The 23,116-nt window shown below is 37.7% G+C and carries 19 protein-coding genes; 6 read left to right on the forward strand and 13 right to left on the reverse strand.

Annotation, left to right across the window (positions count from 1 at the left end; genetic code table 11):
- Positions 1-4: 4 nt before the first annotated feature.
- Both BLT04_RS00185 and BLT04_RS00190 read left to right on the forward strand, forming a co-directional pair.
- On the forward strand, positions 5-1,666 hold the full coding sequence (locus BLT04_RS00185) for an NAD(P)/FAD-dependent oxidoreductase (protein WP_089752502.1): 1,662 nt from the start codon (positions 5-7) through the stop codon (positions 1,664-1,666).
- A gap of 24 nt (positions 1,667-1,690) precedes the next feature.
- Positions 1,691-1,966 (forward strand): UBP-type zinc finger domain-containing protein, encoded by a 276-nt coding sequence (locus BLT04_RS00190; protein WP_089752504.1) that lies wholly within the window; start codon positions 1,691-1,693, stop codon positions 1,964-1,966.
- A gap of 167 nt (positions 1,967-2,133) precedes the next feature.
- On the opposite strand, the gene BLT04_RS00195 is transcribed toward BLT04_RS00190, so the two are convergent.
- Together BLT04_RS00195 and BLT04_RS00200 are read right to left on the reverse strand one after the other, a co-directional pair.
- Entirely contained in the window at positions 2,134-2,676 is a 543-nt protein-coding gene (locus BLT04_RS00195) for a flavin reductase family protein (RefSeq protein WP_089754142.1), read from the reverse strand.
- Positions 2,677-2,793: 117 nt separating this feature from the next.
- On the reverse strand, positions 2,794-5,796 hold the full coding sequence (locus BLT04_RS00200) for a LamG-like jellyroll fold domain-containing protein (RefSeq protein WP_089752506.1): 3,003 nt from the start codon (positions 5,794-5,796) through the stop codon (positions 2,794-2,796).
- Positions 5,797-6,562: 766 nt separating this feature from the next.
- Here BLT04_RS00200 and lpxD point away from each other — a divergent pair.
- Together lpxD and BLT04_RS00210 are read left to right on the forward strand one after the other, a co-directional pair.
- Positions 6,563-7,552 (forward strand): UDP-3-O-(3-hydroxymyristoyl)glucosamine N-acyltransferase, encoded by a 990-nt coding sequence (gene lpxD, locus BLT04_RS00205; RefSeq protein ID WP_089752508.1) that lies wholly within the window; start codon positions 6,563-6,565, stop codon positions 7,550-7,552.
- Positions 7,553-7,968: 416 nt separating this feature from the next.
- A complete protein-coding gene (locus BLT04_RS00210; protein WP_089752510.1) occupies positions 7,969-9,147 on the forward strand; it encodes a serine hydrolase domain-containing protein in 1,179 nt (392 codons plus the stop codon).
- A gap of 410 nt (positions 9,148-9,557) precedes the next feature.
- On the opposite strand, the gene BLT04_RS00215 is transcribed toward BLT04_RS00210, so the two are convergent.
- Positions 9,558-9,965: a winged helix-turn-helix transcriptional regulator gene (locus BLT04_RS00215; protein ID WP_089752512.1), complete on the reverse strand. Its 408-nt coding sequence runs from the start codon at positions 9,963-9,965 to the stop codon at positions 9,558-9,560.
- Between the two features lie 169 nt (positions 9,966-10,134).
- Between BLT04_RS00215 and BLT04_RS00220 the strand changes: the two genes are divergently transcribed.
- Positions 10,135-11,286 carry an acetyl-CoA C-acyltransferase gene (locus BLT04_RS00220; RefSeq protein ID WP_089752514.1) on the forward strand — a complete coding sequence of 384 codons (1,152 nt, stop codon included), beginning with the start codon at positions 10,135-10,137 and terminating at the stop codon, positions 11,284-11,286.
- Between the two features lie 149 nt (positions 11,287-11,435).
- On the opposite strand, the gene BLT04_RS00225 is transcribed toward BLT04_RS00220, so the two are convergent.
- Both BLT04_RS00225 and BLT04_RS00230 read right to left on the reverse strand, forming a co-directional pair.
- Complete coding sequence (locus BLT04_RS00225) at positions 11,436-12,830, reverse strand: MFS transporter (RefSeq protein WP_089752516.1); 1,395 nt, start codon at positions 12,828-12,830, stop codon at positions 11,436-11,438.
- Positions 12,831-13,394 carry a TetR/AcrR family transcriptional regulator gene (locus tag BLT04_RS00230; protein ID WP_170828398.1) on the reverse strand — a complete coding sequence of 188 codons (564 nt, stop codon included), beginning with the start codon at positions 13,392-13,394 and terminating at the stop codon, positions 12,831-12,833.
- Positions 13,395-13,588: 194 nt separating this feature from the next.
- Here BLT04_RS00230 and BLT04_RS00235 point away from each other — a divergent pair, with 194 nt between their 5' ends.
- The gene (locus BLT04_RS00235) at positions 13,589-14,719 is read left to right on the forward strand and encodes a serine hydrolase domain-containing protein (protein WP_170828399.1); all 1,131 of its coding nucleotides are present in this window, start codon (positions 13,589-13,591) and stop codon (positions 14,717-14,719) included.
- A 15-nt stretch (positions 14,720-14,734) separates the two neighbouring features.
- Here the strand turns inward: BLT04_RS00235 and BLT04_RS00240 are convergent, their stop codons facing one another.
- The 8 genes from BLT04_RS00240 to BLT04_RS00275 all read right to left on the reverse strand — a co-directional run bounded on the left by BLT04_RS00240 (position 14,735) and on the right by BLT04_RS00275 (position 23,113).
- Entirely contained in the window at positions 14,735-15,895 is a 1,161-nt protein-coding gene (locus tag BLT04_RS00240; RefSeq protein ID WP_089752521.1) for a DegT/DnrJ/EryC1/StrS family aminotransferase, read from the reverse strand.
- Between the two features lie 26 nt (positions 15,896-15,921).
- Positions 15,922-16,524 (reverse strand): acetyltransferase, encoded by a 603-nt coding sequence (locus tag BLT04_RS00245; RefSeq protein ID WP_089752522.1) that lies wholly within the window; start codon positions 16,522-16,524, stop codon positions 15,922-15,924.
- 19 nt (positions 16,525-16,543) lie between these two features.
- Positions 16,544-17,149, reverse strand: coding sequence for a sugar transferase (locus BLT04_RS00250; RefSeq protein ID WP_089752524.1), 606 nt, complete (start codon positions 17,147-17,149; stop codon positions 16,544-16,546).
- Positions 17,142-18,311: a glycosyltransferase family 4 protein gene (locus BLT04_RS00255; protein ID WP_089752526.1), complete on the reverse strand. Its 1,170-nt coding sequence runs from the start codon at positions 18,309-18,311 to the stop codon at positions 17,142-17,144. Before BLT04_RS00255 ends, BLT04_RS00250 begins: the two co-directional genes overlap by 8 nt.
- A 2-nt stretch (positions 18,312-18,313) precedes the next feature.
- Positions 18,314-19,639 carry a polysaccharide pyruvyl transferase family protein gene (locus BLT04_RS00260; RefSeq protein ID WP_089752528.1) on the reverse strand — a complete coding sequence of 442 codons (1,326 nt, stop codon included), beginning with the start codon at positions 19,637-19,639 and terminating at the stop codon, positions 18,314-18,316.
- A 1-nt stretch (position 19,640) separates the two neighbouring features.
- On the reverse strand, positions 19,641-20,552 hold the full coding sequence (locus tag BLT04_RS00265) for a glycosyltransferase family 2 protein (protein ID WP_089752530.1): 912 nt from the start codon (positions 20,550-20,552) through the stop codon (positions 19,641-19,643).
- Entirely contained in the window at positions 20,552-21,715 is a 1,164-nt protein-coding gene (locus tag BLT04_RS00270; protein ID WP_089752532.1) for a glycosyltransferase family 4 protein, read from the reverse strand. The genes BLT04_RS00265 and BLT04_RS00270 overlap by 1 nt, the downstream gene beginning before the upstream one ends.
- A 360-nt stretch (positions 21,716-22,075) precedes the next feature.
- Positions 22,076-23,113, reverse strand: a complete 1,038-nt coding sequence (locus BLT04_RS00275; RefSeq protein ID WP_089752534.1) for an ATP-grasp domain-containing protein — start codon at positions 23,111-23,113, stop codon at positions 22,076-22,078.
- Between the last annotated feature and the right edge of the window lie 3 nt (positions 23,114-23,116).

Below are 23,116 nucleotides of genomic sequence, written 5' to 3' on the forward strand. Positions count from 1 at the left end.
AAACATGGAAAAACCTATTATTTTCTCAATAGACGACGACCAACAGGTATTAAATGCCATTGCCAGAGATCTTAAAGTAAAATATAGCAGCCAATATAAAATTATCAGCACCGCTTCCGCAAAAGAAGCACTTGAAAGAATTACCGAGCTTAAAAATGAATCCCGCGCGATAGCAATGTTCATCTGCGATCAGCGTATGCCCGAAATGCAGGGAATAGAATTTTTTGAAGAAGCTTTAAAAATATACCCTGAAGCAAAACGAGTTCTTCTTACCGCTTACTCCGATACCGAAGCAGCAATAAATGCCATTAATAAAGTACAGCTGGATTATTATCTGATGAAGCCGTGGGATCCCGCAGAAGACAGATTATACCCCGTAATTGATGATCTGCTGACCGACTGGCAAAGCAATTATAAGCCTGATTTTAAAGGGTTACGTGTTATCGGCTATCAATACTCTCCTCTTTCACATAATATTAAAGATTATCTCGCCGGCAACCTCATCCCGTATTTATGGCTCGATATTGAAAAAAATCCTGAAGCACAGCATCTTTTAGAGATCAATAAACTGGATAAAGAACAGCTTCCCGTTGTGCTCCTTGAAGATGGAATGATTCTGAAACGCCCCGATGTTGCAACACTCGCCGACAGCATAGGCTCAAATCCTGAAATTACCGCTGAAATGTATGACGTCGTAATTATCGGCGCCGGACCCGCAGGATTGGCAGCAGCTGTATATGGAGCCTCTGAAGGATTAAGGACATTGGTAATCGAACGAAAAGCGCCCGGCGGACAGGCAGGAACGAGCTCGCGAATTGAAAATTATCTTGGCTTTCCGTCGGGATTAACAGGTGCTGATCTCACGCGTCGCGCCATAAGCCAGGCCCGTCGTCTGGGTGCCGAATTTTTATCGCCCAAAGAAGTAATTGATATCAAACAAGTTGACAATTATAAAGTCATTACATTGGGAGACGGACAGGAAATTAATTGCCGTTCCATAATCATTACAACAGGTGTTGATTACAGAAAGCTTGAGACAAAAGGTATTGAAGATTTTACAGGTGCAGGAATATATTACGGTGCTGCCATCACGGAAGCTTCTGCCTGTAAAGATAAAAGCGTTTACATCGTTGGCGGCGGAAATTCTGCAGGTCAATCAGCCGTTTACCTTTCTAAATTTGCAAACAAAGTATATATTATCGTCCGTAAAGACAGCCTGTCTTATACGATGTCTTCTTATCTGATCCAGCAGATTTCCGATTTGCCTAATATAGAGGTTTTAATTGACACCGAAATCAGGGAGGCCAAAGGAGATACCCATCTGGAAAACCTTATTATTGAACATCTTCCGACCGGTAAAATCACAACCGGAGATGCCGCCGCCTTATACATTTTTATAGGCGCTAAACCTTTTACAGACTGGCTCGGAACTGCCGTGCAAAGGGATCAGAAAGGCTTTATAGAAACCGGAAGAGATCTGACAGCTTATCCAGAATTTACCAAGCAGTGGAAACTCAAAAGGGATCCTTTTTTACTTGAAACAAGCCTTCCCGGGATTTTTGCGGCTGGAGATGTGCGTTCCGGGGCGATGAACAGGGTGGCTTCAGCGGTAGGTGAAGGTTCTATGGCGATCTCTTTCGTGCATAAATACCTTGCAGAAAACTAAAATCAACAATTATTTTAATTATATATGGCACAGGAAAATAAAATATGCGAGCACATAGAAGCAATTAAAGAATTAAAGCTTCCTCTAAAGCACGAATGCTCAGAATGCGTCAAAAACGGCGGTCAATGGGTGCATCTCCGTACTTGTCAAACCTGCGGAGAAACCCTTTGCTGCGATTCTTCGCCAAACCAGCACATGACTAAGCATGCACATAAAACAGGGCATCCTGTTGTTATTTCAGCTGAACCCGGTGAACGCTGGCTTTGGTGTTATAAGGATGAGTCTTTTGCAGAATATTAGAAATTAATAAACTTCAGTTATTCTTCAATAGTAAGAAGTTAGGAAATCAATACATTGAATTTGATTAAGTAATATTAAGCATAATTCACTTAAAATCTTAACTTCTTACTTTTAAAAATTATTTTTCATTAAATTTAAACAGCCTTTTATTATAAAGAAAATTATAATCATTTAGAAGAAGGAATAATAAAATTTTTACCGGACTCCACAAAATGACTGTTTCCCCGATACTGAATTGTTTTAGGATATTTGGGTGATGACGCAACATGGGCTTTTACAATTTCAAAAATAAAGAAATTGTAGCTGTTAACTAGTTTGCTATTATAAAGCCGGCATTCAAAATTAGCATAACAATTCACTAATAATGGTGCTTTTACAATATCCCCGTCTTTTATATCTAAATTGAATGCATCAAATTTATTTATCTCTGAACCGGTACAATTTCCTATGGCAACAACCGTTTTTGCCAGTTCTTTTGTTGGAAGATTGATAACGCATTCTTTACTTTTTCTGATAAGCTCAAAACTGTGATTTCCACTGGAAATCATACATCCTATTAATGAAGGAGTAAACTCCATGATAGTGTACCAGCCCATTGTCATGATGTTTTTTTCTTCCTTGTACGCAGAGGTCACAAGAACTGCAGGACTCGGTTCTAGAAAATGACGGGCATCTTCCACCGGATATGGTTTTTTAGTGTACTTTTTCATGCTTAATTTCATGCTATTATAATACCATTTTTATGATTAGTAAAGAAAAAATCCTTTCAGACAATTGCTGAAAGGATTTCTTTTTAATATGAATGAATTAAAGTGTGCTCTCTATTTTTATTTAACAATAATTTTAAAATTACTGTTCAGATTTTCCCCTGAAACATTAAGTATATAATTTCCTGATACTTTTTTATCGCCAATATTTAAATTAAAAACTCCGTTTCCGTTAGCATTAATTTTTTCTTTAACAATAATTTTTCCCGTCATGTCGAATATTGTCGCTGTTAAACTGGATTTTTTATATTCCGGAAGTTTAATGGAAACCTGATCTTTTACAGGATTCGGATATACAAAACCTACATTTTTGCTGATGCTGAATTCTGCATTACCCAATACTTGCTGGTTATACAAAGCCGCAATTTCCGTTGGAGATAATGCATAATTGTACATTTTCAGCTCATCAAACGCGCCTTTATAAGGAGCCGGCGCATTGGCGGTTGATAAAAACTCAAGCTCACCAATATTCCCGATGATCAGATCGCTTGCTTCACCAATACCGGTAACTGCTGTTTCGTCTCCTTCAGAGCTTAAAACGCCGTTTGTATAAATTCTCATTTTATGTGTAACAACATCTCTCTGAATCACAACGTGTACCCAGTTATTGGTAAAATAATTGGCAATTGGGGATGTAATTTCCTTTTTTGTAACGTCATCATCGATGGCAAATCGGAGCTGACCGCCTTTGATCTCTACATTAAAACGTTTACCGGTAGCGCCTGTTGCCGTATTTTTGGTGAACGAACCTTTACACAATACATAAAGACTGGTTGACGAAGAAGCCGGTATCATGCTTACCGGAGTTTTCATCCAGTAAGAAACCGTAAAAGAATTTGTATTAAATAAAATCTGATCCTGATGCGGGATTCTCGCTATATACATATTGCTTGGCGCGGTGGCCAGGTCAAGAGCATAATTTTCTTTTCCGGGTACTCTTACGCTTGCATTATCATAAGCTACATCTAATATTCCATTATTGGCAAATGATGTGAAATCTGCAATCTGTTCCCCTGAGGAAGGAGCTTCGGCGAATGGCCAGTTTCCTACGAGACTTTGTGTGATCGCTTTGAAATTCCAGACATTTCCTGTTGCAAGGCCGAGAGCATTAGAAGCATCAATTCTCCAATAATAATTCGTTGCCGGATTTAAATTGGTCAGCTGATACGATGGTGTCGCAGAATAAGGTACAGTCGCTATATTGCTTAAATTCTGAGGATTCGTTCCAAAATAAACGGTATAAGTTGTTGTATTTGAACTGCCCGTCCATTTTAAAAGTAAATTCCCGCTGTTCAACTCTACATTAACATTACCATTTGCGGGAGTAGGGTTAGCTGCCTGTGTAGGCGCTGCCGGAATTGGCGGTGTCGTGACAGACGCATTTGCGGTATATACCGAAGAATCTGTTGCATTTACAGCTTTAACCCGATAATAATATTGAGTGTTTGGTGCTAAACCAGCTTCATTATAGCTTGTTGTATTAGCCGGAAGGGTTGCAATAACTGTAAAAGTAGTACCGTCGGTAGAACGTTCTACTACATAATTCGTTTCATTAGAAGCATTATCATCCCAGTTAACCGTTAATGAACTTGCAGGCGTAGCTCCCGCTGTGAGGGCATTAGTAAAATTCAAATTCGATGGCGGAATAATAAAATCCGGTGCAGGTGTATTGGTTAAATTATTAATATAAACCTCAATATTTAAATATGGTACATGTGTTGTGCTTACTGCCAAAGCATCAAAAACATTCGGATTCAGTCCGTTTGCTGTTTCCCATGCATCCGGCATTCCATCATTGTCAGTATCCAGAGGAGCCGGAGCACCGTAAACGTGTCCTGCGCCGCCATTCGTAAAACCAAATTGTGTCGTTAGATCAGTTTGTACATACACATAAGTAGCGGTTGTTCCTTTCGACTGTAAATCTGAAATCATCAATTGATCTACCTGATCCCGTCTCGGATACGATGCGCCGGCGCCGGCAATAATATGATCGAATGCAGTCTGCGCCGTTACGGTTGTGTTTTTCATCGGATAATCATACGGAGTTGACATAATTGCTGCCACATCTCCTACAGGATATCCTGTTAAATTCTGAGGAACTAAAGTGCCGTCTAAAACCCCGTTTCTATTATTATCAAAATAATTTCCGGAACCATATAAATTGAAGTTCGCATTTCCCACGCTAAAAGGTGTGGTAACTGTAGTGCTTGTATTCGGGCCTCCGATAAAATAATTGTTGATGATATTCGCATAGGAAGCTCCTGCCGAATCTCCTCCCATAATGTACGCTTCCCCGGATTGGGTGTGCCCGTAAGTATTTCCATAATTACCCCAATTGTAAACAACGTTGTTTACAAATTCATTAATCCCTTTTATTTTATTATTACGGGTTTTATTACAGATATATAAATTTCCGATCAGGCTTATTTTACCACCCGGTGGCGGCTGCATCAATCCTCCTGCAGAGTGATTATGGCGGTGCATTCCCTGTCCTATAATAGAATTCTGGATCGTTATATTATCGGGGCTTGTCCCATTACCATCCCAGTTCACCGAAAAAACTTCGTCTGTACCCCAGGTAAAAGTCATGTGGTCTAAAATAATATTGGCGCCATTGGCGATCCCTGATGCATCCTGATTTTGAGAAGTTCCGCCATAGCGAAGGCGAAGATACCTCGCAATCGTATTATTGGCCCCTGTAAATGATACCCTCGGCCCCAAAAATACAATCCCTTCCCCAGGAGCGGTCTGCCCCGCAATCGTAGTATTGGCAGCTACCGCAACAACAGACTGTAAATTAACGATACCTCCTACCTTAAAGATGACAAATCTACCAGGCTGGCTCACCGCATCACGGAAGGAACCCGGACCACTATCATTCAAATTGGTTACTAAATAAATTTGAGGATTTACCGCTCCCCTTGCTCCTGTAGTATATCTGCCAAAGCCGGTAGCTTCCGGAAATGCCAATGTCTGAGCATTCAAATCTACAGTGGATAATGTTAATCCACAAAACAATAAAGATTTAAGAGCGTGCTTAAATAGTAAAGTTCTATTTTTCATAAGTATTAATTTTGTGTTAACCAATCTACCTACAAACACAAATATGAGCATCCTGCTCCATCCTGTTTATTTTCTATATATCAGCTCATTACAATGAAATTTTAACAGCAGTACACTTTATTTTATCCCACTTGCGGGAGAATTTACATATCATCTGCATCAGGAAAAGTTTATGGGATGTAATAATGATCCTGAAATCCTTTCCCTGAATTAATTGTATATAAGCCAGAAGATCATTATTTTAAATATAATGTTCTGATAATGATCTATGCTTTTTGTACAACAGCTTATATTCAGTCATGAATATCGAAATTATTCTATGCCCATCTGGAATTCTTTCTATAACTTTTGGTTGTGCCGAATAAAAAGAAAGAATAATTTTGCTCAACAATGTTTTAGAATGAGATGAAGATAAAATTATTGATTTCGAAGCCCTCTTAAAAATTGTTCCCAAACTTTTTTATACATCATGATGAGAAAAAAAGAGGGCTTCTTATCATTGCTTTTCCTGCAGTTTTTGATTAAATTATTGATAATTATTTTGCCACATCAGTCGTCATTTTTTGTTTATTTGGTTTACGTATTAAAAACTTAACAATAAAAATGATTATTAATTAAAATAATTTTCCTTTTTTAGCGTTTGTTAAAATATTTACTCTCTATACACTAACAATTTAATCCTATTAACGCTCCTGTTTTAGTTTACGGTAATTCCTTACACAAATAACAATTGATTACTGCACGGATCGTAAAAAATCAACAACTTATGAAATCATTTTCAGCATTAGAAATCAATACGTTATTAAAGGGCTTTATCGTAGGCAGCACCTCGCATTCTGTTTCCTCACCGGAGCAGATAGAGCTCGCCGGAAATCATCAAATTACATTCATAGGCAATAAAAAGTACGAAAAGCTTTGGGCGGGTAGCAAAGCATCAGTAGCTGTTGTTAATAACGATATATCTATTGAGCCGGGCGAAAACAGGGCATTTATAAAAGTAAATAATGCAGACCTTGCCATGTCTCAGATACTGGAATTGTTTGCGCCCCTTCATCCACAGTTTGACACGGAAATCCACCCGTCTGCCTCAGTACACCTTACCGCTGTGATCGGAGCCGGAACCCGCATTGGTGCAGGCACATACATCGGCCCGAATGTGAAAATAAGCGATAATGTAACAATTTATCCTAATGCTACAATCCTAGATAACAGCACGATAGGTAAAAACAGCACCATTTGGAGCGGCGTCGTTATTCGGGAAAACTGCCATATTGGAAATCATACGATCTTGCATCCCAACGCAACTATCGGTGCCGATGGCTTTGGCTTCAGGCCTTGTCCTGAGAGAGGATTGGCAAAAATCCCGCAAATTGGCAATGTTATCATTGGTGACTGGGTAGAAATTGGTGCCGGAGCGTGTGTAGACCGTGGTAAATTCAGCTCTACCATTATCGGCGACGGGTGCAAGATTGATAATCTTGTGCAAATAGGCCATAACAGTGTATTGGGCAAATTTTGTATAATGGCGGGTAACAGCGGCCTTGCGGGCAGCGTTACTTTGGGTAATGGTGTTATTATCGGCGGAAGTGCTTCCATTAAAGATCACACCACGATTGGTGATGGTGCTATTATTGGTGCTGGCTCTGGCGTTGTGGGCGATGTCCCTGCAGGCAAAACCTATCTTGGCTATCCCGCCGCTGAAGCGCGTACCACCTTAAAACAATGGGCTATTCTTAAAAAGCTTACAAACGGCTAATTATATTTAAATTATATATCCAATTGAATATTATAAACCTTTAGTGGTTAATAATTAAAGGCCGGACCTGAAAACTTTCATCAGTCCGGTTTGCTCTATTATTTCATTTTCTGCAGGCCAGATCAAGAGATGGTTTCCTTATCAAAATACTTTTAAAATAAATTTTCTTATCTTTTTCAACACAAAAGCAGAAAAATTTTAACTTTGTGATATTAAAATATTTAACTAAATATCACCTGCGCATTCGGCGTAACTTTCATGGCTTTTACAATAAAGCCAAAGGTGATTATTTCCCTAAATTTAGATTGTTATTATTTATCATATTGTATATTCAATATTTATTTTTTTCAAAATTTGTCCTACAAGCTGATTTTGACCATTAATTATAAACTTTTAACAAAAAATATTTTTTTTACATGAAAACACCTATTTTATTAATCACACTATTAATATTCAGCTCACTGAGCTTTGGGCAGTCGGTCATTAAACGGCTGGACGGTACAATCATTACTGAAGAAGAACTCACGCAAAAAGTCGATACGCTTATGGCTAAAGCCAAAGTCACCGGCCTTGAAATTGCAGTTTTTAACCAAAGGAACCCTGTTTATCAACGCGCTTTCGGGACATCCAATAATAAAACGGGTAAGCCTTTGCAGATAACAACCAATATGTACGGAGCCTCTTTAAGCAAAGCCATATTTGCTGTTCTTGTCATGAAACTTGTTGAAGAGAATGTCATTAGCCTCGACAAACCCTTACAGGAATATCTTCCGAAACCAATTTATGAATATCCTCATAAAGTATGGCATGAAGATTTTACCCCACTCAAGGATGATCCTCGGTATAAAAAAATTACCGCCCGCATGTGCCTGAGCCATACTGCAGGATTTCCTAACTGGAGATGGTTTGAACCTGATGAAAAGCTTCGCATTAAATACGAGCCCGGTACTCGTTACAGCTATTCCGGGGAAGGGCTCACTTATCTTCAGGTTGTTCTGGAAAAAATTACGGGAAGATCACTTGAAGACCTTGCGCAGGAAAAAATTTTCAAGCCATTGCAGATGTTTTCATCAAGCTACCGATGGCAGACGGCCTTTGAAGCGGATTTTGCCAACGGGCATGACAAGGACGGAAAAATTTATCCAAAAGATAAAGATAATGCACCACGCGGTGCAGGAACATTAGAGACAACATTTGAAGATTACAACCGGTTTATTACCGCTGTATTGAATAAAAAAATCCTAAAAAACAGCTCATATAAAGAAATATTTTCACCCCAGGTCCGAATAAGATCTAAAAATCAATTCGGGCCCGGAGCTACCGTTGACGGAGATTATAATGATACTATTCAGCTGTCTTACGGATTAGGATGGGGACTGTTGAAATCGCCCTATGGCTGGGCGGCTTTTAAAGAAGGAGGCGGTGACGGGTTTCATCATTATGGCATTATTTTCCCGGATAAAGGTATTGGTATGGTGATAATGTCTAATAGTGAACATGCGGAAGGAATCTTCAAATATCTGCTCGAATACGGTATTGGCGATACTTTTACCCCATGGAAATGGGATCAGTATATTCCTTATGACCAGAAATAATTTATGTCATTCAGAGATCTGAATTAAAATTTTTAAGTTATATATTTTAATGTACCAAAAGTTAATTTACTATAATGTGATATATGGTAATTCAGTTTATATTATTTTACTTTATTTTATTTAAAAATTGACTGTATGGTACATTAAAATATAACTAAAGTTTAACTGATTTTTTGTTGCGCCAGACAGGTAATAATGTTAAAGCATCATAGAACCTAATGGCTGAAAGGGTTTACATAATTCATGAAAATTATCAATGTTAAAAGTATTTATATCTGATATTGGATTTGAAGAATTTATCTTTTGCATTATTAATTTTTTTTAACCTTTAAAACAAACTTGGTATTGTAAAACTTTTTTCGAAATCAAGCAAATTAATTTATTAGCTAGTTAAAAATCAACGCTTAAACTTACAACATTTTAACCCGCATTTTCAGCTCTTTCATTGCTTTCCCTTTGCTGTTTCTGAATGCTGCAACTTCACTTTTAGGTCTGCAGGAAGAGGTATGTTTCTCGCTCCAGGCAGCCAATTGCAATAATAAAGGAACAAGATCTATGGCTTTTTCTGTCGGATAATATAAAAATTTTGACTTGTTATCGGGAGAAACTTCTTTGATAATAAATTTTCTTTCTGTTAAATCATTTAATCTGTCCGCCAGAATATTTCTCGCAATTTTCTCATCTGAAACAAGAAATCCGCCAAACGAATTTATATTAAAAAACAGGAGATCCCGCATAATTAGCAGGCTCCATTTGTCACCCAACACATCAAGAGTACAGCTAATCGGGCAATCTGATCTCATAACAGATTTTTCCATAACGCATTGATTTTATTCACATTTATCAAATTAAAAGAAGTTAATCTTATAACTTAATTAAAATTACTGATACAAATTTACTAAAAAAAGTAGTAGCAATTTGCTACCAAATTTATAAATTTGCGTATCTTTTCACAAATAAATTATCAATACCAAAAAAAAGTAAATCATGTATATTGTAGCAGCAAAAAGAACTCCTGTAGGAGGTTTTCTGGGTTCACTTTCCCATTATTCGGCGCCAAAGCTGGGCGCTATAGCCATAGAAGCGGCCATTGAGCAGGCAGCCATTCCTAAAACAGCCATTAATGAGGTTATATTGGGAAATGTGCTTTCTGCAAACATTGGCCAGTCCCCCGCAAGGCAGGCTTCAAAATTTGCGGGAATTCCGGATGAGGTGGATGCCACGACCATCAATAAAGTCTGCTCATCAGGATTGAAATCTGTTGTATTCGCAGCCCAGTCGATTGACGCGAACCAGTTTGATTTTGTTATTGCCGGCGGGATGGAAAGTATGTCAAACGCTCCTTTTTACATAGAAAATCACCGTAAAGGCAACAAATCAGGAAACGGATTATTGATCGACGGAATGATAAAAGACGGTTTGTGGGATCCTTACAATAATTTCCATATGGGATCTGCTGCCGAACTTGTTAACAAAAAATACGGAATTACCCGAGCCGAGCAGGATGAATATGCAATTTCTTCTTATAATAAAGCTAAAGCAGCACATGAATCCGGATTTTTTGACCGCGAAATAGTTGCTGTAAACGGAATTACAAAAGATGAGGATATTGATAAATTAAAAGAAGAAAAAGTTCCGAACCTTAAGCCTATTTTCGAAGAAGACGGATCAATAACTGCCGCCAATGCTTCCAATTTAAATGACGGTGCAGCCGCACTAATTATCGCATCGGAAGAATCCCTCAAAAAATACAACATCCAGCCTCTTGCCAAAATAATCGCTTATGCAGATGCGGCACAGGCCCCAGAATGGTTTACGACCTCTCCTATTCTTGCCATTCAAAAAGTGCTTGCAAAAGCAAATCTCGAGACATCGGACATCGATTTTTTTGAAATAAATGAAGCCTATGCCAATGTTGCCATTATCAATGCGAGGCTCGGTAATCTTGACCTTGAAAAGATAAATATTCATGGCGGCGGTGTTTCCATCGGGCACCCGATCGGTGCATCAGGTGCACGCATTTTAACTACATTGATTTATACTTTAATGGATAAAAATGCAAAATACGGTATTGCGGCTTTATGTAATGGCGGCGGCGGCTCTACAGCTTTATTGATTGAAAATACTCAGCTTAAATAATCTGGAGCTTAAAGCTTATTTAATTATAGAAGCGCATTCATTTTTTTATGATGCGCTTTTTTTAATTAAATAGTAATAATTTGATCGTTTTTATAGGTATAAACTTTTCAATTTAGAATTAATTTAAATCTTTAATAATTAAAATTTGTTTAAGCCTGATTTTTATTCTCCTTTTTATCGGGAAGTACATATAACATCAAACCGACGAGCGCTACACAAATCAATAACCCGGTAACACCGGCATGGTATGCGGCCTGCCAATTGTATTTCGAGAAATAGAAAAATACTCCTCCAATGATGCTCACCCCTAAAGCAGAAGCGGTTTGCTGAAACGTTGAATATATTCCTGCCGCTGCACCCGCATATTGTGAAGGAACATTTTTAAGCGCAACATTTAATAATGAAGGAAGAACCAAGCCGTTTCCAAATCCCCATAATCCCATTAATCCGATAATGAGCCACGGACTGATGCCCGGTTTCCAAAGCGTCATCTGTAAATAAAATGCTATCGCCAGAATAACAATCCCGACCTGCAAAACCCGTTTTCCAAATGTAATAATCATTCGGGAAGCCAAAACAGAAGATCCTATAAATAAAACTCCCGGAACGACAAAATATAAGCCGCAATCCAAGGCAGAAACACCGAGACCGTTTTGAAGATAAACCGCGCTCAGCAATAAGTAAGCCGTATGCAGCATGAAGTGAAACAGCACGGCAGCCAAGCCTATATTAAAAGATTTTATTGTAAATAATCGTATGTCTATTAAAGGATTTTTATTTTTAGAAAGCTTCATTTTCTGGTTAAATATGAAAAATACAAAAAGAATAACTGACAAAATCATCAGTCCAAAGCTCCACAAAGGCCATCCCGCTTCACGACCCTGAATTAATGGATAAATAAGGCTGAATAAAGCCAATGTTAAAATTAATATCCCCGAATAATCAAATTTTGTACTTTGATGTTTTACCGTTTCAGTAATGTATTTATTTGTTGCCCAAAGCGTTACAATGCCGATCGGAAGATTAATAAAGAAAATAAGCCTCCAGCCATCAATAACCCAATGAGTATCTGATAAATAGCCACCCAATATCTGCCCGATTACAGCGGCGGTCCCCAGGGTAATTCCATACAGCCCGAATGCTTTTGCCCGTTCTTTGGTGTCTGTAAAAAGAACCTGGATAAAAGCTATGGTCTGCGGGACCATAAACGATGCGCTTAATCCCTGAAAAAACCTTGTGACATTAAGCTGAAACGCCGATTGCGACAGACCGCATAAGCAGGAAGCAACGGTAAAAGCAAACATTCCCCAGAAGAAAACTTTCTTCCTTCCGAAATGATCTCCCGCGCGGCCTCCGGTTATTAAAAAAGCAGCGTATCCTAGAAGGTATCCGGCGATAACAAGCTGCATCTCGGCGTCTGTGGCATGAACGCCTTTCTTGATTGTCGGGATTGCTACGTTAATGATAAATACATCAATAACAGAAAGTAAAGGTGCTGATAATACAATGATCAGCTCCAGCCATTTATTTGTAATTTCTTTCATTTACATCAGTTTTTTAATGATTTTTTTCGCAGACTGTATCGCGTCGGGGCTTTTAAAAACGGAAGCTGTAACGATTGAGCCTTCCAGCATCACATAAATTGTTTCTGACAATTCTTCGTCTGTCATTATTTTTTTATGTTCTGATTTTGCTACAAGCTCTTTTATGAATTTTTTGCTGTGCAGTTTTGCAGCCTGTATTTCAGCAAGCACGCGCGGATCATCCGTACCTGCTTCATCATTCGCTTTTATAAAAGGGCAGCCTCCAAACTGCCTTACTTCCTGGCGTTCAAGATGATGATCAAACATTGCAAGCAGCTTTTCTTTTGGATCGGTGACATTATTTATTGCCTCTTCAAGCCTGCTGATCCAGCGTTCATGCGCGCGCTGAATATAAGCAACCAATAAATCGGTTTTTGTTTCAAAATGTTTGTATAAAGATGCTTTTGCAATATCGGCCTCTTCTATAATCTGATTAATCCCTGTATTATTGTATCCCTGGGCATAAAATAATCGCCCGGCGGTATCTAGTATTTTATCAGTGACGGCCTGTCCTCTCTGTTTCATGGGACAAAGATACATATTAAATAGACAATTCTGTCTACTTAACCATTTATTTTTTAATTTTTTCCAGAACTAAACCGGCGGCATACCCTTTGAATAGTTAAGTCAGAGCTGTTTTTCAATTATTAAAAAAAATTTAATGCAAACAAATGCAGCAATATGCGAGAAAGATTTAGCAAAAACATCAAAATATGAGGATGAAAAAAATATTGACTACTTTTATAGCAGGAACTTCAGCCCTAGCTGCTGTTATTTATCTTTCGGGGTACGGATATATTTTTAAGGCGCTTGCCGTTAATTTAAAAAAAGGTCCGCTAACGCCTTCTACGGATGATGAGGAAAAATTCCCGTCTCATCCTGTACCCAACTTTCATCCTAAAGTATGGGAAAAAGAAGCTGGTTACAACAAAAAAATCCTTCCTGAAAATATTATTAAAGAGTTAAAAAAAACACGGGCTTCGTCACTTATTGTCGTGCATGACAGCAAGCTTTTACATGAGCAATACTGGAAGGATCATGATTCTTCTTCATTAATGAATTCTTTTTCGATGGCTAAAGGAATTCTTGCCGTTTTAGTGGGTTGTGCTATTGATGATGGCTACCTGGAATCTGAAGATCAACTGATTTCTTCTGTATTTCCTTCATATAAAAACAGCTATTACGGAAAATTTCTCACTTTCCGACATTTGATGACCATGCAGTCGGGGATGGACTGGAAAGAGGAATATCATCATCCTTTTGCAGAAAATTCTAAGCAATATTTTGTGGATGACCTTGCGCAGCAGGCTTTTGGAATAGAAATAACTCAAATGCCGGGTCAAAAATATGAATATCAGAGCGTTTCGGCGCAACTTTTAGGCCTTGCGCTGAAAAAAGCGATAGGAAAAGAGCTTGCAGCTTATCTTTCCGAAAAAATCTGGAAGCCTTTGGGAATGGAATTTCCCGCAAAATGGAGCATCGATGAAAAAGGTATGGAAAAAGCCTTTTGCTGTATTCATGCGACTCCGAGAGATTTTGCGAAAATCGGTCAGCTTATTATGCAAAACGGTAGCTGGGACGGCAGATCGCTTATCAGCAAAGACTATTGCGAAAGACTCCTGACTCCGACAAAAGAAAATGATGCATTTTGCTACACAATATGGGCAAATAATGAAAGCGACATAAAATACCGTTTTTTCTACGGATTTCTGGGTCAGTTTATCATTATGATTCCGGAAAAAAAGATGGTTATTGTAAAAACCGGATTTTATAACCGGCTGGAGGTGGATGAAAAATTAAGACCACTTCAGGTAAAGCTTCTTGTGGAAGAATTAACTAAAATGGTCTGAATTATTTACTATAAATTACTGTGAAACAGAATATTTTTTCTTATTTGAAAAAACTTCTATCATCACTTCTGCAATTCTTTCTCTTTCATCATCCGAAAGATTAGATCCGGAAGGAAGACATAAACTGTTCCCGAATAAATCTTCGGCTACTTTTCCTCCATAATAAGGCGCATCTTTGAATACCGGCTGCAAATGCATTGGCTTCCAGATTGGTCGGGATTCAATATTTTCTTTTAAAAATGCAAGACGCAGATCTTCCCGTGTTTTCAATGATTTTGATTCATCAATGGTGATCACAGACAACCAGTGATTGCTGTAAAAATCAGAATCCGGCTCCGAAAACAACTCTATCCCATCCATATTTTTACAGATTTCAGCATAAAAGTCGTGCATTTTTCTGCGGCCTTCAATTCTTTCATTCAAAACCTCCATTTGTCCGCGCCCGATTCCTGCGCTGATGTTACTCATTCTGTAATTATACCCGATGTGAGAATGCTGGTAATGTGGAGCATTGTCCCTAGCCTGGGTAGAAAGAAATACAGCCTGGTCTTTGTCTGCCTGAGAATGGCATATCAAGGCACCACCACCGGAAGTTGTAATGATTTTATTGCCATTAAATGACAAAATCCCGAAAGTCCCGAAAGTCCCGCAGGCTTTTCCTTTGTATTTTGAGCCGAGAGATTCTGCAGCATCTTCAATTAAAGGAATATTGTATTTTGCGGCAATTGCCAGAATTTCATCCATTTTTGCGGGCATTCCGTAAAGATTAACGACAATAATGGCTTTCGGTTTTTTACCTTTTGCAATCCGGTCTTCTATTGCTTCCTGTAAAGCTGCAGGGCACATATTCCAGGTATCTTTTTCAGAATCTATAAAAACGGGAGTAGCTCCCAGATAAGCGATAGGATTTGCAGAGGCGGAAAATGTCATCGACTGACAGATTACCTCATCACCCGGATTAACGTCACATTCGATTAACGCCAGGTGTAAAGCGGCAGTTCCCGTGGAAAGTGCGGCTACTTTTACGTTTTCATTTAAGAATATTTCCAAATCTTTTTCAAAGCCATCAACATTGGGACCCAGTGGAGCTATCCAGTTTGTGTCAAAAGCTTCTTCAATGTACTTTAATTCGTTTCCGCCCATGTGGGGAGAGGACAACCATACTTTTGATTTCATATTTTACTATTCTAAATTTTACTATTCTAAATTTTTAAACTTCTACTTTTTATGATCTTACCTGGATTTCCGACGACTGTGCAACCATCCGGAACATCGCTGATAATAACAGCTCCGGCACCAATGGTACACCATCTTCCTATTCTTATTCCCTGGATTACACTTACTCCGATTCCGACATGGGTTCCTTCACCTACATATACATTCCCGCCGAGGGCAGCATTTGGAGAAATGTGCACATAGTCTTCAAGAACGCAATCGTGATCGATGGAAGCATTTGTATTCACAATACAGTGTTTTCCGACTCTTACCACTGCATTTATTGTAACACCGGCCATGACAATCGTTCCTTCTCCGATTTTTACTCTTTTAGAAATGACTGCTTTGGGATGAACCAGCGTAACGTAGCTGAACGATTCATTCTGCTCTACTATTCTTTTGCGTATTCTGTTATTGCCTATAGAAATAAGTATTTCTATGTCATGCTGCGGAACTTCGTGAAGAACCGGGTAACTCAATACCTTTTCTTTTGATAGATTTTCATCAATGTATGCTTCAATATCATAACCGCTTTCTTCAGCGACTTCAGCCACTACTTTCCCATGGCCGCTTGCTCCGTATAAATACATGCTCTATCTACATTTTAAATTAATTATTACCATTAAAAGCCTCTACTGTTGCCTGATCTGCCTGGTTTATGCCTTCTTTTTTAATCACTTTTTTTAAAGTAAGAAGTATCACCCTGCAGTCTGTTGCCAATGACATATGATCAACATACCATACATCCAATTCAAATTTTTTAACCCATGAAATAGCATTTCTGCCGTTCACCTGTGCCCAGCCTGTAATTCCCGGGCGTATACTGTGTCTGCGTTTCTGATTTTCATTATATAAAGAAAGGTATTGTGGCAAGAGAGGTCTCGGACCAATAATCGCCATGTCACCTTTCAGCACATTAATCAATTGCGGAAGCTCATCCAGGGAAGTCTGACGTATAAAACTTCCGACAGGTGTTAAGCGTTCCGAATCAGGGAGATAATTTCCCTGCCTGTCTTTTTTATCATTCATTGTCTTAAACTTGATGATATTGAATATCTTCTCATTCAAGCCAGGCCGTGCCTGTACAAAGAATGGTTTACCCTCATTTGCGAAATACAGTAAAACCGTGACCGCAATAAAAACAGGTGATAATACAATCAGCGCTGTTAATGCAATCAGAAAATCTATGACTCGTTTAAAAAAAAATTTATACACGATAATCCTTTTCTTTAATTAGTTTTTTGTATTCACTTAATATCGCATTCCAAACCTTTGACTGCTCGTAGCGGGATTCAATCATCGGTCGGGCATTCATTTTTAATTTTTGGTAATAATTCGTGTCCGATTTCATTCTTTTCATTGCCTGGCTAAGCTTTTCACTGTTTTTAACCGGAACGATCACTCCATTTTCACCTTCCACAATAATCTCGTTGCATCCGTTGATATCAGAAACTATGCTTGGTAATCCCATCGCTCCTGCCTGCATCACAACATTCGGAAAGCCTTCACGGTAACTTGGAAAAGCCAGCACATCCGAAATCGCGAAATATGGGCGTACATCCTTCTGAAAACCAACATCTATGATATCGGGATTATTCTTAATTTCATTTAAAATATCCTCAGGCAACGGATCTAAATCCTGCTCTAAAGGGCCGACCAGCAATAATTTAAATCGATCTTGCGAATTATTTTCCTTATTTAAAAGTGAAAAAGCTTTCACCAATTCATTAATTCCTTTGTCACCGACCAGACGGCCTACAAAAACAAAAACAAAGTCTTCATTTTTTATATGTAATTCTTTTTTTAAAAGCTCCTTCTGCGCTTCGGAAATCTGGTTGGATGAGAAATATTCAAGATCGATCCCATTTACATTACCATTTCCGATAACTTTTAAATATTTTGAAGTGATTTTATATTTAATCAAATCATTTTTCACGCCTTCGCCTTCCGGATAAATGTGGGTGGCAGCCGAGCACAATAATTTATCCATACCGATGAGAAGCTTCTGTACCGCACCCTTTCTCGTGGGAAAAATAAGCCCCGTAAAGGTGTGGATGCGGATCGGCACCCCCGCCATTTTCCCTGACAGCATTGTTAAAAGCCCTGCTTTAGGCGTTATAGAATGCACAATTACCGGTTTTTCTGTTTTTAAAATTTTATATAATTTATAGAGAGATGCCATATCTTTTAAAGGACTGATCCCTCTTTCCATATTTACTTTAATCGTTTTTATGCCTTCCCTTTGTTTTACTTCTTCGAGCAGCTCGCCTTCAGAAGAAATTCCTACAATATCATAAAACTCGTTTAAGAATTTCAGCTGCCCTTTCAACAAAACATTTAAGGACAATGGTATTGTTGATGTCCTGATTATCTTCATAATTAATACAAGGATTGAATATCTTTTATTAATCTGTTTCTGCTGTCTGTCACAAGACTCATCGACTGATCGAGCTGTGATTTTATAGTATCATATTCAGAGATGGCTTTATCAAACATTGTAATCAGCAAATCCGGCTGTACATCCTGAATCTGAACCACATAATCATCCAAATTAAAATCTCCCATAATACCCAAAGCCTTATTACCACCGTATCCGATCGCAATCGAAGGAACTAAAGAAGTCAATGAAAAAATAATTGAGTGAAAACGCGTTCCTATGAAAAAATAAAAATTGGAATACAGCGCTTTCAGTGTATCACAAGGCAGATTTTCATTAATCCAGATGATATTCGGATCTTGAACCTTTTCAAGCAAATCTTTGATGGCATTACGGTCGTCTTCATGAGAATTCGGGCCTAATGACTGATTGCATAAAGCCACTTTGTACCCTTTACTCAACATATGTTTTGTGAGCTCCACAACCGAGTCGATATACTTTTTGTATAACCCTTCCGGATTTGACAGCCCCGGAAAACGCCACGGCCGAATGGTAACCCCTACAATTTTGTCTTCTGGTGTTAAATTATATTTCTTTAAAACCTTCAAAGCTTCTTCCTGGCTTCCTTTTTCAAGGAAAAAACCAAGATCCATTTCTACCGGGATTTTTTTCTCTAACAATTCACCTAAACTTTTAGATGAAACATTTTCACGCGCGTACACCAAATCCAGTTGATTGAAAACCGTCCGTACTTGCTGCTTGACCGTCAATCCTATAAACGGACCATACGAATTGGGTAAAAAGACAACTTTCTTCCCTAATGCCTTCGCAAGCCTTACATAGAATAAAAAATACCACATTAAATACGGCGCCGTTTTTTCACCGTAAGCATGAATGAAACCGCCCCCTTTTACAAAAATGGTTTTCGCCTCATGAAACTGCTTAACCGTTTGATACGTTTTATTATCAAAGTCTTTCTTTACTTTTTCGAGATCATTACAGATTTTAATTAAATGCCTGGTGTTCTTAAAATCCAGCCCGGCATTTCTGATCTGCTTTAAAAGCTCTAATTTTGATTCTTTAATATGCTCTCCTGATTTATGCTGCCCTCTGCGGGGGTGTTTTAAAATATTATCTAATAACTTAAAACCGTGCTCCTCAGACTGTTTGCACAGCAATGCTCTTTCTTCCGCATTATCACCGGCATCCAAAATATACACTTCATCATACAGCCCGGTATCTTTGGCCAGCCTCCAGCTTTCCCAGACCAATGCCTGATCGCCTTTATTCAAATCTGTTACTCCGGGTACTATTATAGCATTATTCATTCTATATCAATTTTCCTTGTTTTATCCTGTGCGTATTTTGCTTTACCTTATAATTGATGTATACATTCAGCAGTATTCCGAAAGGAATGGCGATGAGCGTATATGTTTTGTTGGGGGAACCTTTAAAAAAATTCCATTTTTTGGCAAAAAGGCATGAGGATATGTAATGCACTGAGTTCTTTAGCACTACTTTTTTATTAATCCCATACTTCATTTTCATTTTTCTGTATTCTATGAATGAATTCGGGCTTTCTTTATATCTTTTATACAATCCGTTGGACAACCCGTCCTGCTGGTATTCTATGATACAGTAAATGTCATTGGACAAAAGAAATTTATACTCCTGATCAATCAATGGAAATATCCAGCTGACCTCATGAAAAATCTCATTTTCAAAATACGGGTACGGCAGATATTTTTTATATTTTTCTGTATCGAAAATATACTTCTTGTCCCCTTTAATTTTATAATGATCGACCAGGTCAGAATAAGTAGATTCTTTGATATCCGGTAAATGTTCACCCGCCACGGAACCGTCTTCATAGGCATCCAAACCGATAATTCCTGCAGAGTTGGCTTTCTTATTGGCCTTCCAGAATTTTATTATTTTTTCAACCCCTGCATCAGGCATATAATCATCAGAATCGATGCATGTAAACAATTCAGTATCAATATAATCCAGCGCTAATATCTGAGCTGCCAGCTTCCCTTTATTTTTCTGATAATGATATTGTATTTCTATCTTTCCTTCATCAATCCATTTTGCAACCTGGGCAGAAGTATTATCGCCTGAGCCATCATCCACAATGATCCATTTAAAATCCGGATTGCTCTGGCTGCACAAAGAGTCGTAAAGCCTTTTGAGAGTTTTTTCTCTGTTAAAGGTTGGGGTAAAAATGGTAATTGCCTTCATTACTGACCCAGTTTTTTAAATATTTTATCAAACTCTTCAACTTGATTTTTTTTACCGTAATTATTGACAATCAACGACTTTCCGTTGTTTGCAATGAATTGGTATAACTTTCTGTCATGATAAAGCTTATGGACATACTCGTAATAATCATCTACATTATTATGAGTCGTGATATAGCCCGTGAAGTTGTGTAAAATGTAATCGGTCACGCCACCCACAGGATTGGCGATAACGGGCATTTCAAAAGCCAGGGCTTCCATGATAACACGCGGTAAGCCTTCAGTATCAGACGGATGTATTAAAATATCGCTGTTTTTAAAAATGCTGTAAGGATCTTTTTGATTCAGAAGAATCTCTACATTATCTTCAAGCTTAGCCTGAATAATTTCACTTCGGATCTTTTTCAAAAAATTCTCTGAAACAGGCGTATCATAAACGGCACCCATTAAGATCATTTTGAAATTAATATTATTGTCTTTTAATCTTTTTGCCAGGGAAATTGACACATCCTGTCCTTTTGCCGGTAAAAAGCCTCCGCAATGTAAAATGACCATAGGATCATTCTCCTCACGTTTTTTTTTTCCGTTTCTGTATTGTTCAACTTTTGTTAAATCAATGGCATTCGGTACTACAAAAATCTTTTCCAAAGGCGCTAAACCTCCTGTATAAATCGCCTGTCTTGTAGATTGAGATACTCCGATAAAATAATCAGAATTATATTTAAACATTAATTTTTTAAGAAAACCGATAGAATTATACGCGAACCATCCTCTTGCAAAATAGGCTATCTTATAATCCTTCCCTTTTCTTAAGATAGAATTGGTTTTAATATTATTAACAATTACTACGTCGGGTTTAAAGGTCTTCTGAAAACTTTTAAACTCCTTTTTCAGCCTAAACCAGTCTGATAAAAACAAGGTGATATTTACAAATATCTTGACCGGATTTTTGGAGCTGAAAATCGCAATCGGGGTATCATTCTTTTTTAATATCCTGATTGAGATACCATTAGCTTTTACATCATCGACAAATTCGCTGCAATTACCCCAGAAATCTACGATAACCGAATTATGTCCCTCATCATTTAATCTTTTAGCCAATTCTATGGTACTCTTACGTGCACCTCCATGAATTTGAACGGCTTCAAGGAAAATTATATTCATTTTTTATATCACTTTCATTATTTATTATTGTCATAAGATAAAAATCGGTTATAGTTTTTTTAAGCTGACATGAATCAATAATTACAATTATTTAAAGGATATGAATCCTGAAAATGCTGTTATATTTTTATTAATGAAGATGATTTTTTTTCAGATCTGTGTGTTCAGATATCTATAGTAATGAAATAAAATTATTCCGAAAAAAACACAATTATATTAACATATTGCAATATAATTATATTTTATATTCATATATTTCTATATTTAAATCAAATATACAAAAAAAATAATAAATCACATCTTATAGAATAAATTTTAAGGCTGGATATCCGTAACACACTGATACTTATCAGACAAACATTAATATGTTAACGAAAATTCATTTAAGAAGCTTTCTATAATCTCAAATTCAAGATTAACCCTGGCTTCGTTCCAATTTAAATCTGTATCGTAAAAACCTACACACTGATCATACACATAAGGCTGAAAACCGTAGCTGATCTCCACCACCAGCGGCTGGTCTTCGGCATTAAATATAAAATCATATGCCACGCAAAACATATTGAGCTTCCTAGCTGCTTTAAAGGCTATATTTACTGCTTCAAGGTTGAATTTTCCGGGCACAAACTCAAGCATTCCGCTGCCCGAAGCCCTGAAATCATTATCTCTTGTATTTCTCTTCAGATAAAAGCACTTATTTCCGATAACGATAAGCCTTATATCATACGTAAGATCAGGAATAAACTCCTGAAAATAGACGTAATTTCTCTGTTTTGGGAAGACTTTGTACTGTTTATCCACAAAAATGCCTTTAAAACCCCATTTTATCACTCTCAGAAAATTGTGTGCGGTTTTCTGTCTCCGGAATCTTTCGATGGTGTCTGTAAAAACCGTCCATGAATCGAAAGCATCAAACCCACTTCCAAAAGCCTTTTTTACAAGCTTTCTTGCCTGTTCTTTTGTCTTTACAAGCTTTACATTGATCGATCCTGCGCCTCCTTTTAATTTAAAAACTTTCGGGAACGACGTATTTTCTATATATTTTTCCGCTTCTTTCTGATGATAAAAAACATCTGCTTTTACCAACGGGATATCGAGCGCTTCCAAAAGGTATTTCTGCGCCACCTTATCATCAAAATGCCAATATGCATCTTCATTAGGAAAGGTTTTTATACCGATCTGATTGACAGATCTGAACAAGGTTTTTGCATGCAGCATATCTTCAAAATAATTCTGATTGAAATGCCACATAAAATGCGTTACCTTATTTTCTTTTATCTGCTTAATAATATCATTATCAAAAGCATTTAATATCACATAAGGCATTTTTTTCTGTTCCAGATATTCAATCCAGCGGTCAGAAAAACTTCCTTTACGATGATGTATTCCTATCTTCATTTT

This window comes from Chryseobacterium soldanellicola (assembly GCF_900100115.1).
Taxonomy (GTDB): domain Bacteria; phylum Bacteroidota; class Bacteroidia; order Flavobacteriales; family Weeksellaceae; genus Chryseobacterium; species Chryseobacterium soldanellicola.

Bases quoted from the DNA above. Each gene is read 5' to 3' on its own strand.
- BLT04_RS00260 (WP_089752528.1), bottom strand. From the start codon at position 19,639: ATGAATAATGCTATAATAGTACCCGGAGTAACAGATTTGAATAAAGGC.
- BLT04_RS00275 (WP_089752534.1), bottom strand. From the start codon at position 23,113: ATGAAGATAGGAATACATCATCGTAAAGGAAGTTTTTCTGACCGCTGG.
- BLT04_RS00190 (WP_089752504.1), top strand. From the start codon at position 1,691: ATGGCACAGGAAAATAAAATATGCGAGCACATAGAAGCAATTAAAGAA.
- BLT04_RS00245 (WP_089752522.1), bottom strand. From the start codon at position 16,524: ATGTATTTATACGGAGCAAGCGGCCATGGGAAAGTAGTGGCTGAAGTC.
- lpxD (WP_089752508.1), top strand. From the start codon at position 6,563: ATGAAATCATTTTCAGCATTAGAAATCAATACGTTATTAAAGGGCTTT.
- BLT04_RS00270 (WP_089752532.1), bottom strand. From the start codon at position 21,715: ATGAATATAATTTTCCTTGAAGCCGTTCAAATTCATGGAGGTGCACGT.
- BLT04_RS00200 (WP_089752506.1), bottom strand. From the start codon at position 5,796: ATGAAAAATAGAACTTTACTATTTAAGCACGCTCTTAAATCTTTATTG.
- BLT04_RS00255 (WP_089752526.1), bottom strand. From the start codon at position 18,311: ATGAAGATAATCAGGACATCAACAATACCATTGTCCTTAAATGTTTTG.
- BLT04_RS00235 (WP_170828399.1), top strand. From the start codon at position 13,589: ATGAAAAAAATATTGACTACTTTTATAGCAGGAACTTCAGCCCTAGCT.
- BLT04_RS00195 (WP_089754142.1), bottom strand. From the start codon at position 2,676: ATGAAAAAGTACACTAAAAAACCATATCCGGTGGAAGATGCCCGTCAT.
- BLT04_RS00230 (WP_170828398.1), bottom strand. From the start codon at position 13,394: ATGAAACAGAGAGGACAGGCCGTCACTGATAAAATACTAGATACCGCC.
- BLT04_RS00185 (WP_089752502.1), top strand. From the start codon at position 5: ATGGAAAAACCTATTATTTTCTCAATAGACGACGACCAACAGGTATTA.
- BLT04_RS00265 (WP_089752530.1), bottom strand. From the start codon at position 20,552: ATGAAGGCAATTACCATTTTTACCCCAACCTTTAACAGAGAAAAAACT.
- BLT04_RS00240 (WP_089752521.1), bottom strand. From the start codon at position 15,895: ATGAAATCAAAAGTATGGTTGTCCTCTCCCCACATGGGCGGAAACGAA.
- BLT04_RS00210 (WP_089752510.1), top strand. From the start codon at position 7,969: ATGAAAACACCTATTTTATTAATCACACTATTAATATTCAGCTCACTG.
- BLT04_RS00215 (WP_089752512.1), bottom strand. From the start codon at position 9,965: ATGGAAAAATCTGTTATGAGATCAGATTGCCCGATTAGCTGTACTCTT.
- BLT04_RS00220 (WP_089752514.1), top strand. From the start codon at position 10,135: ATGTATATTGTAGCAGCAAAAAGAACTCCTGTAGGAGGTTTTCTGGGT.
- BLT04_RS00225 (WP_089752516.1), bottom strand. From the start codon at position 12,830: ATGAAAGAAATTACAAATAAATGGCTGGAGCTGATCATTGTATTATCA.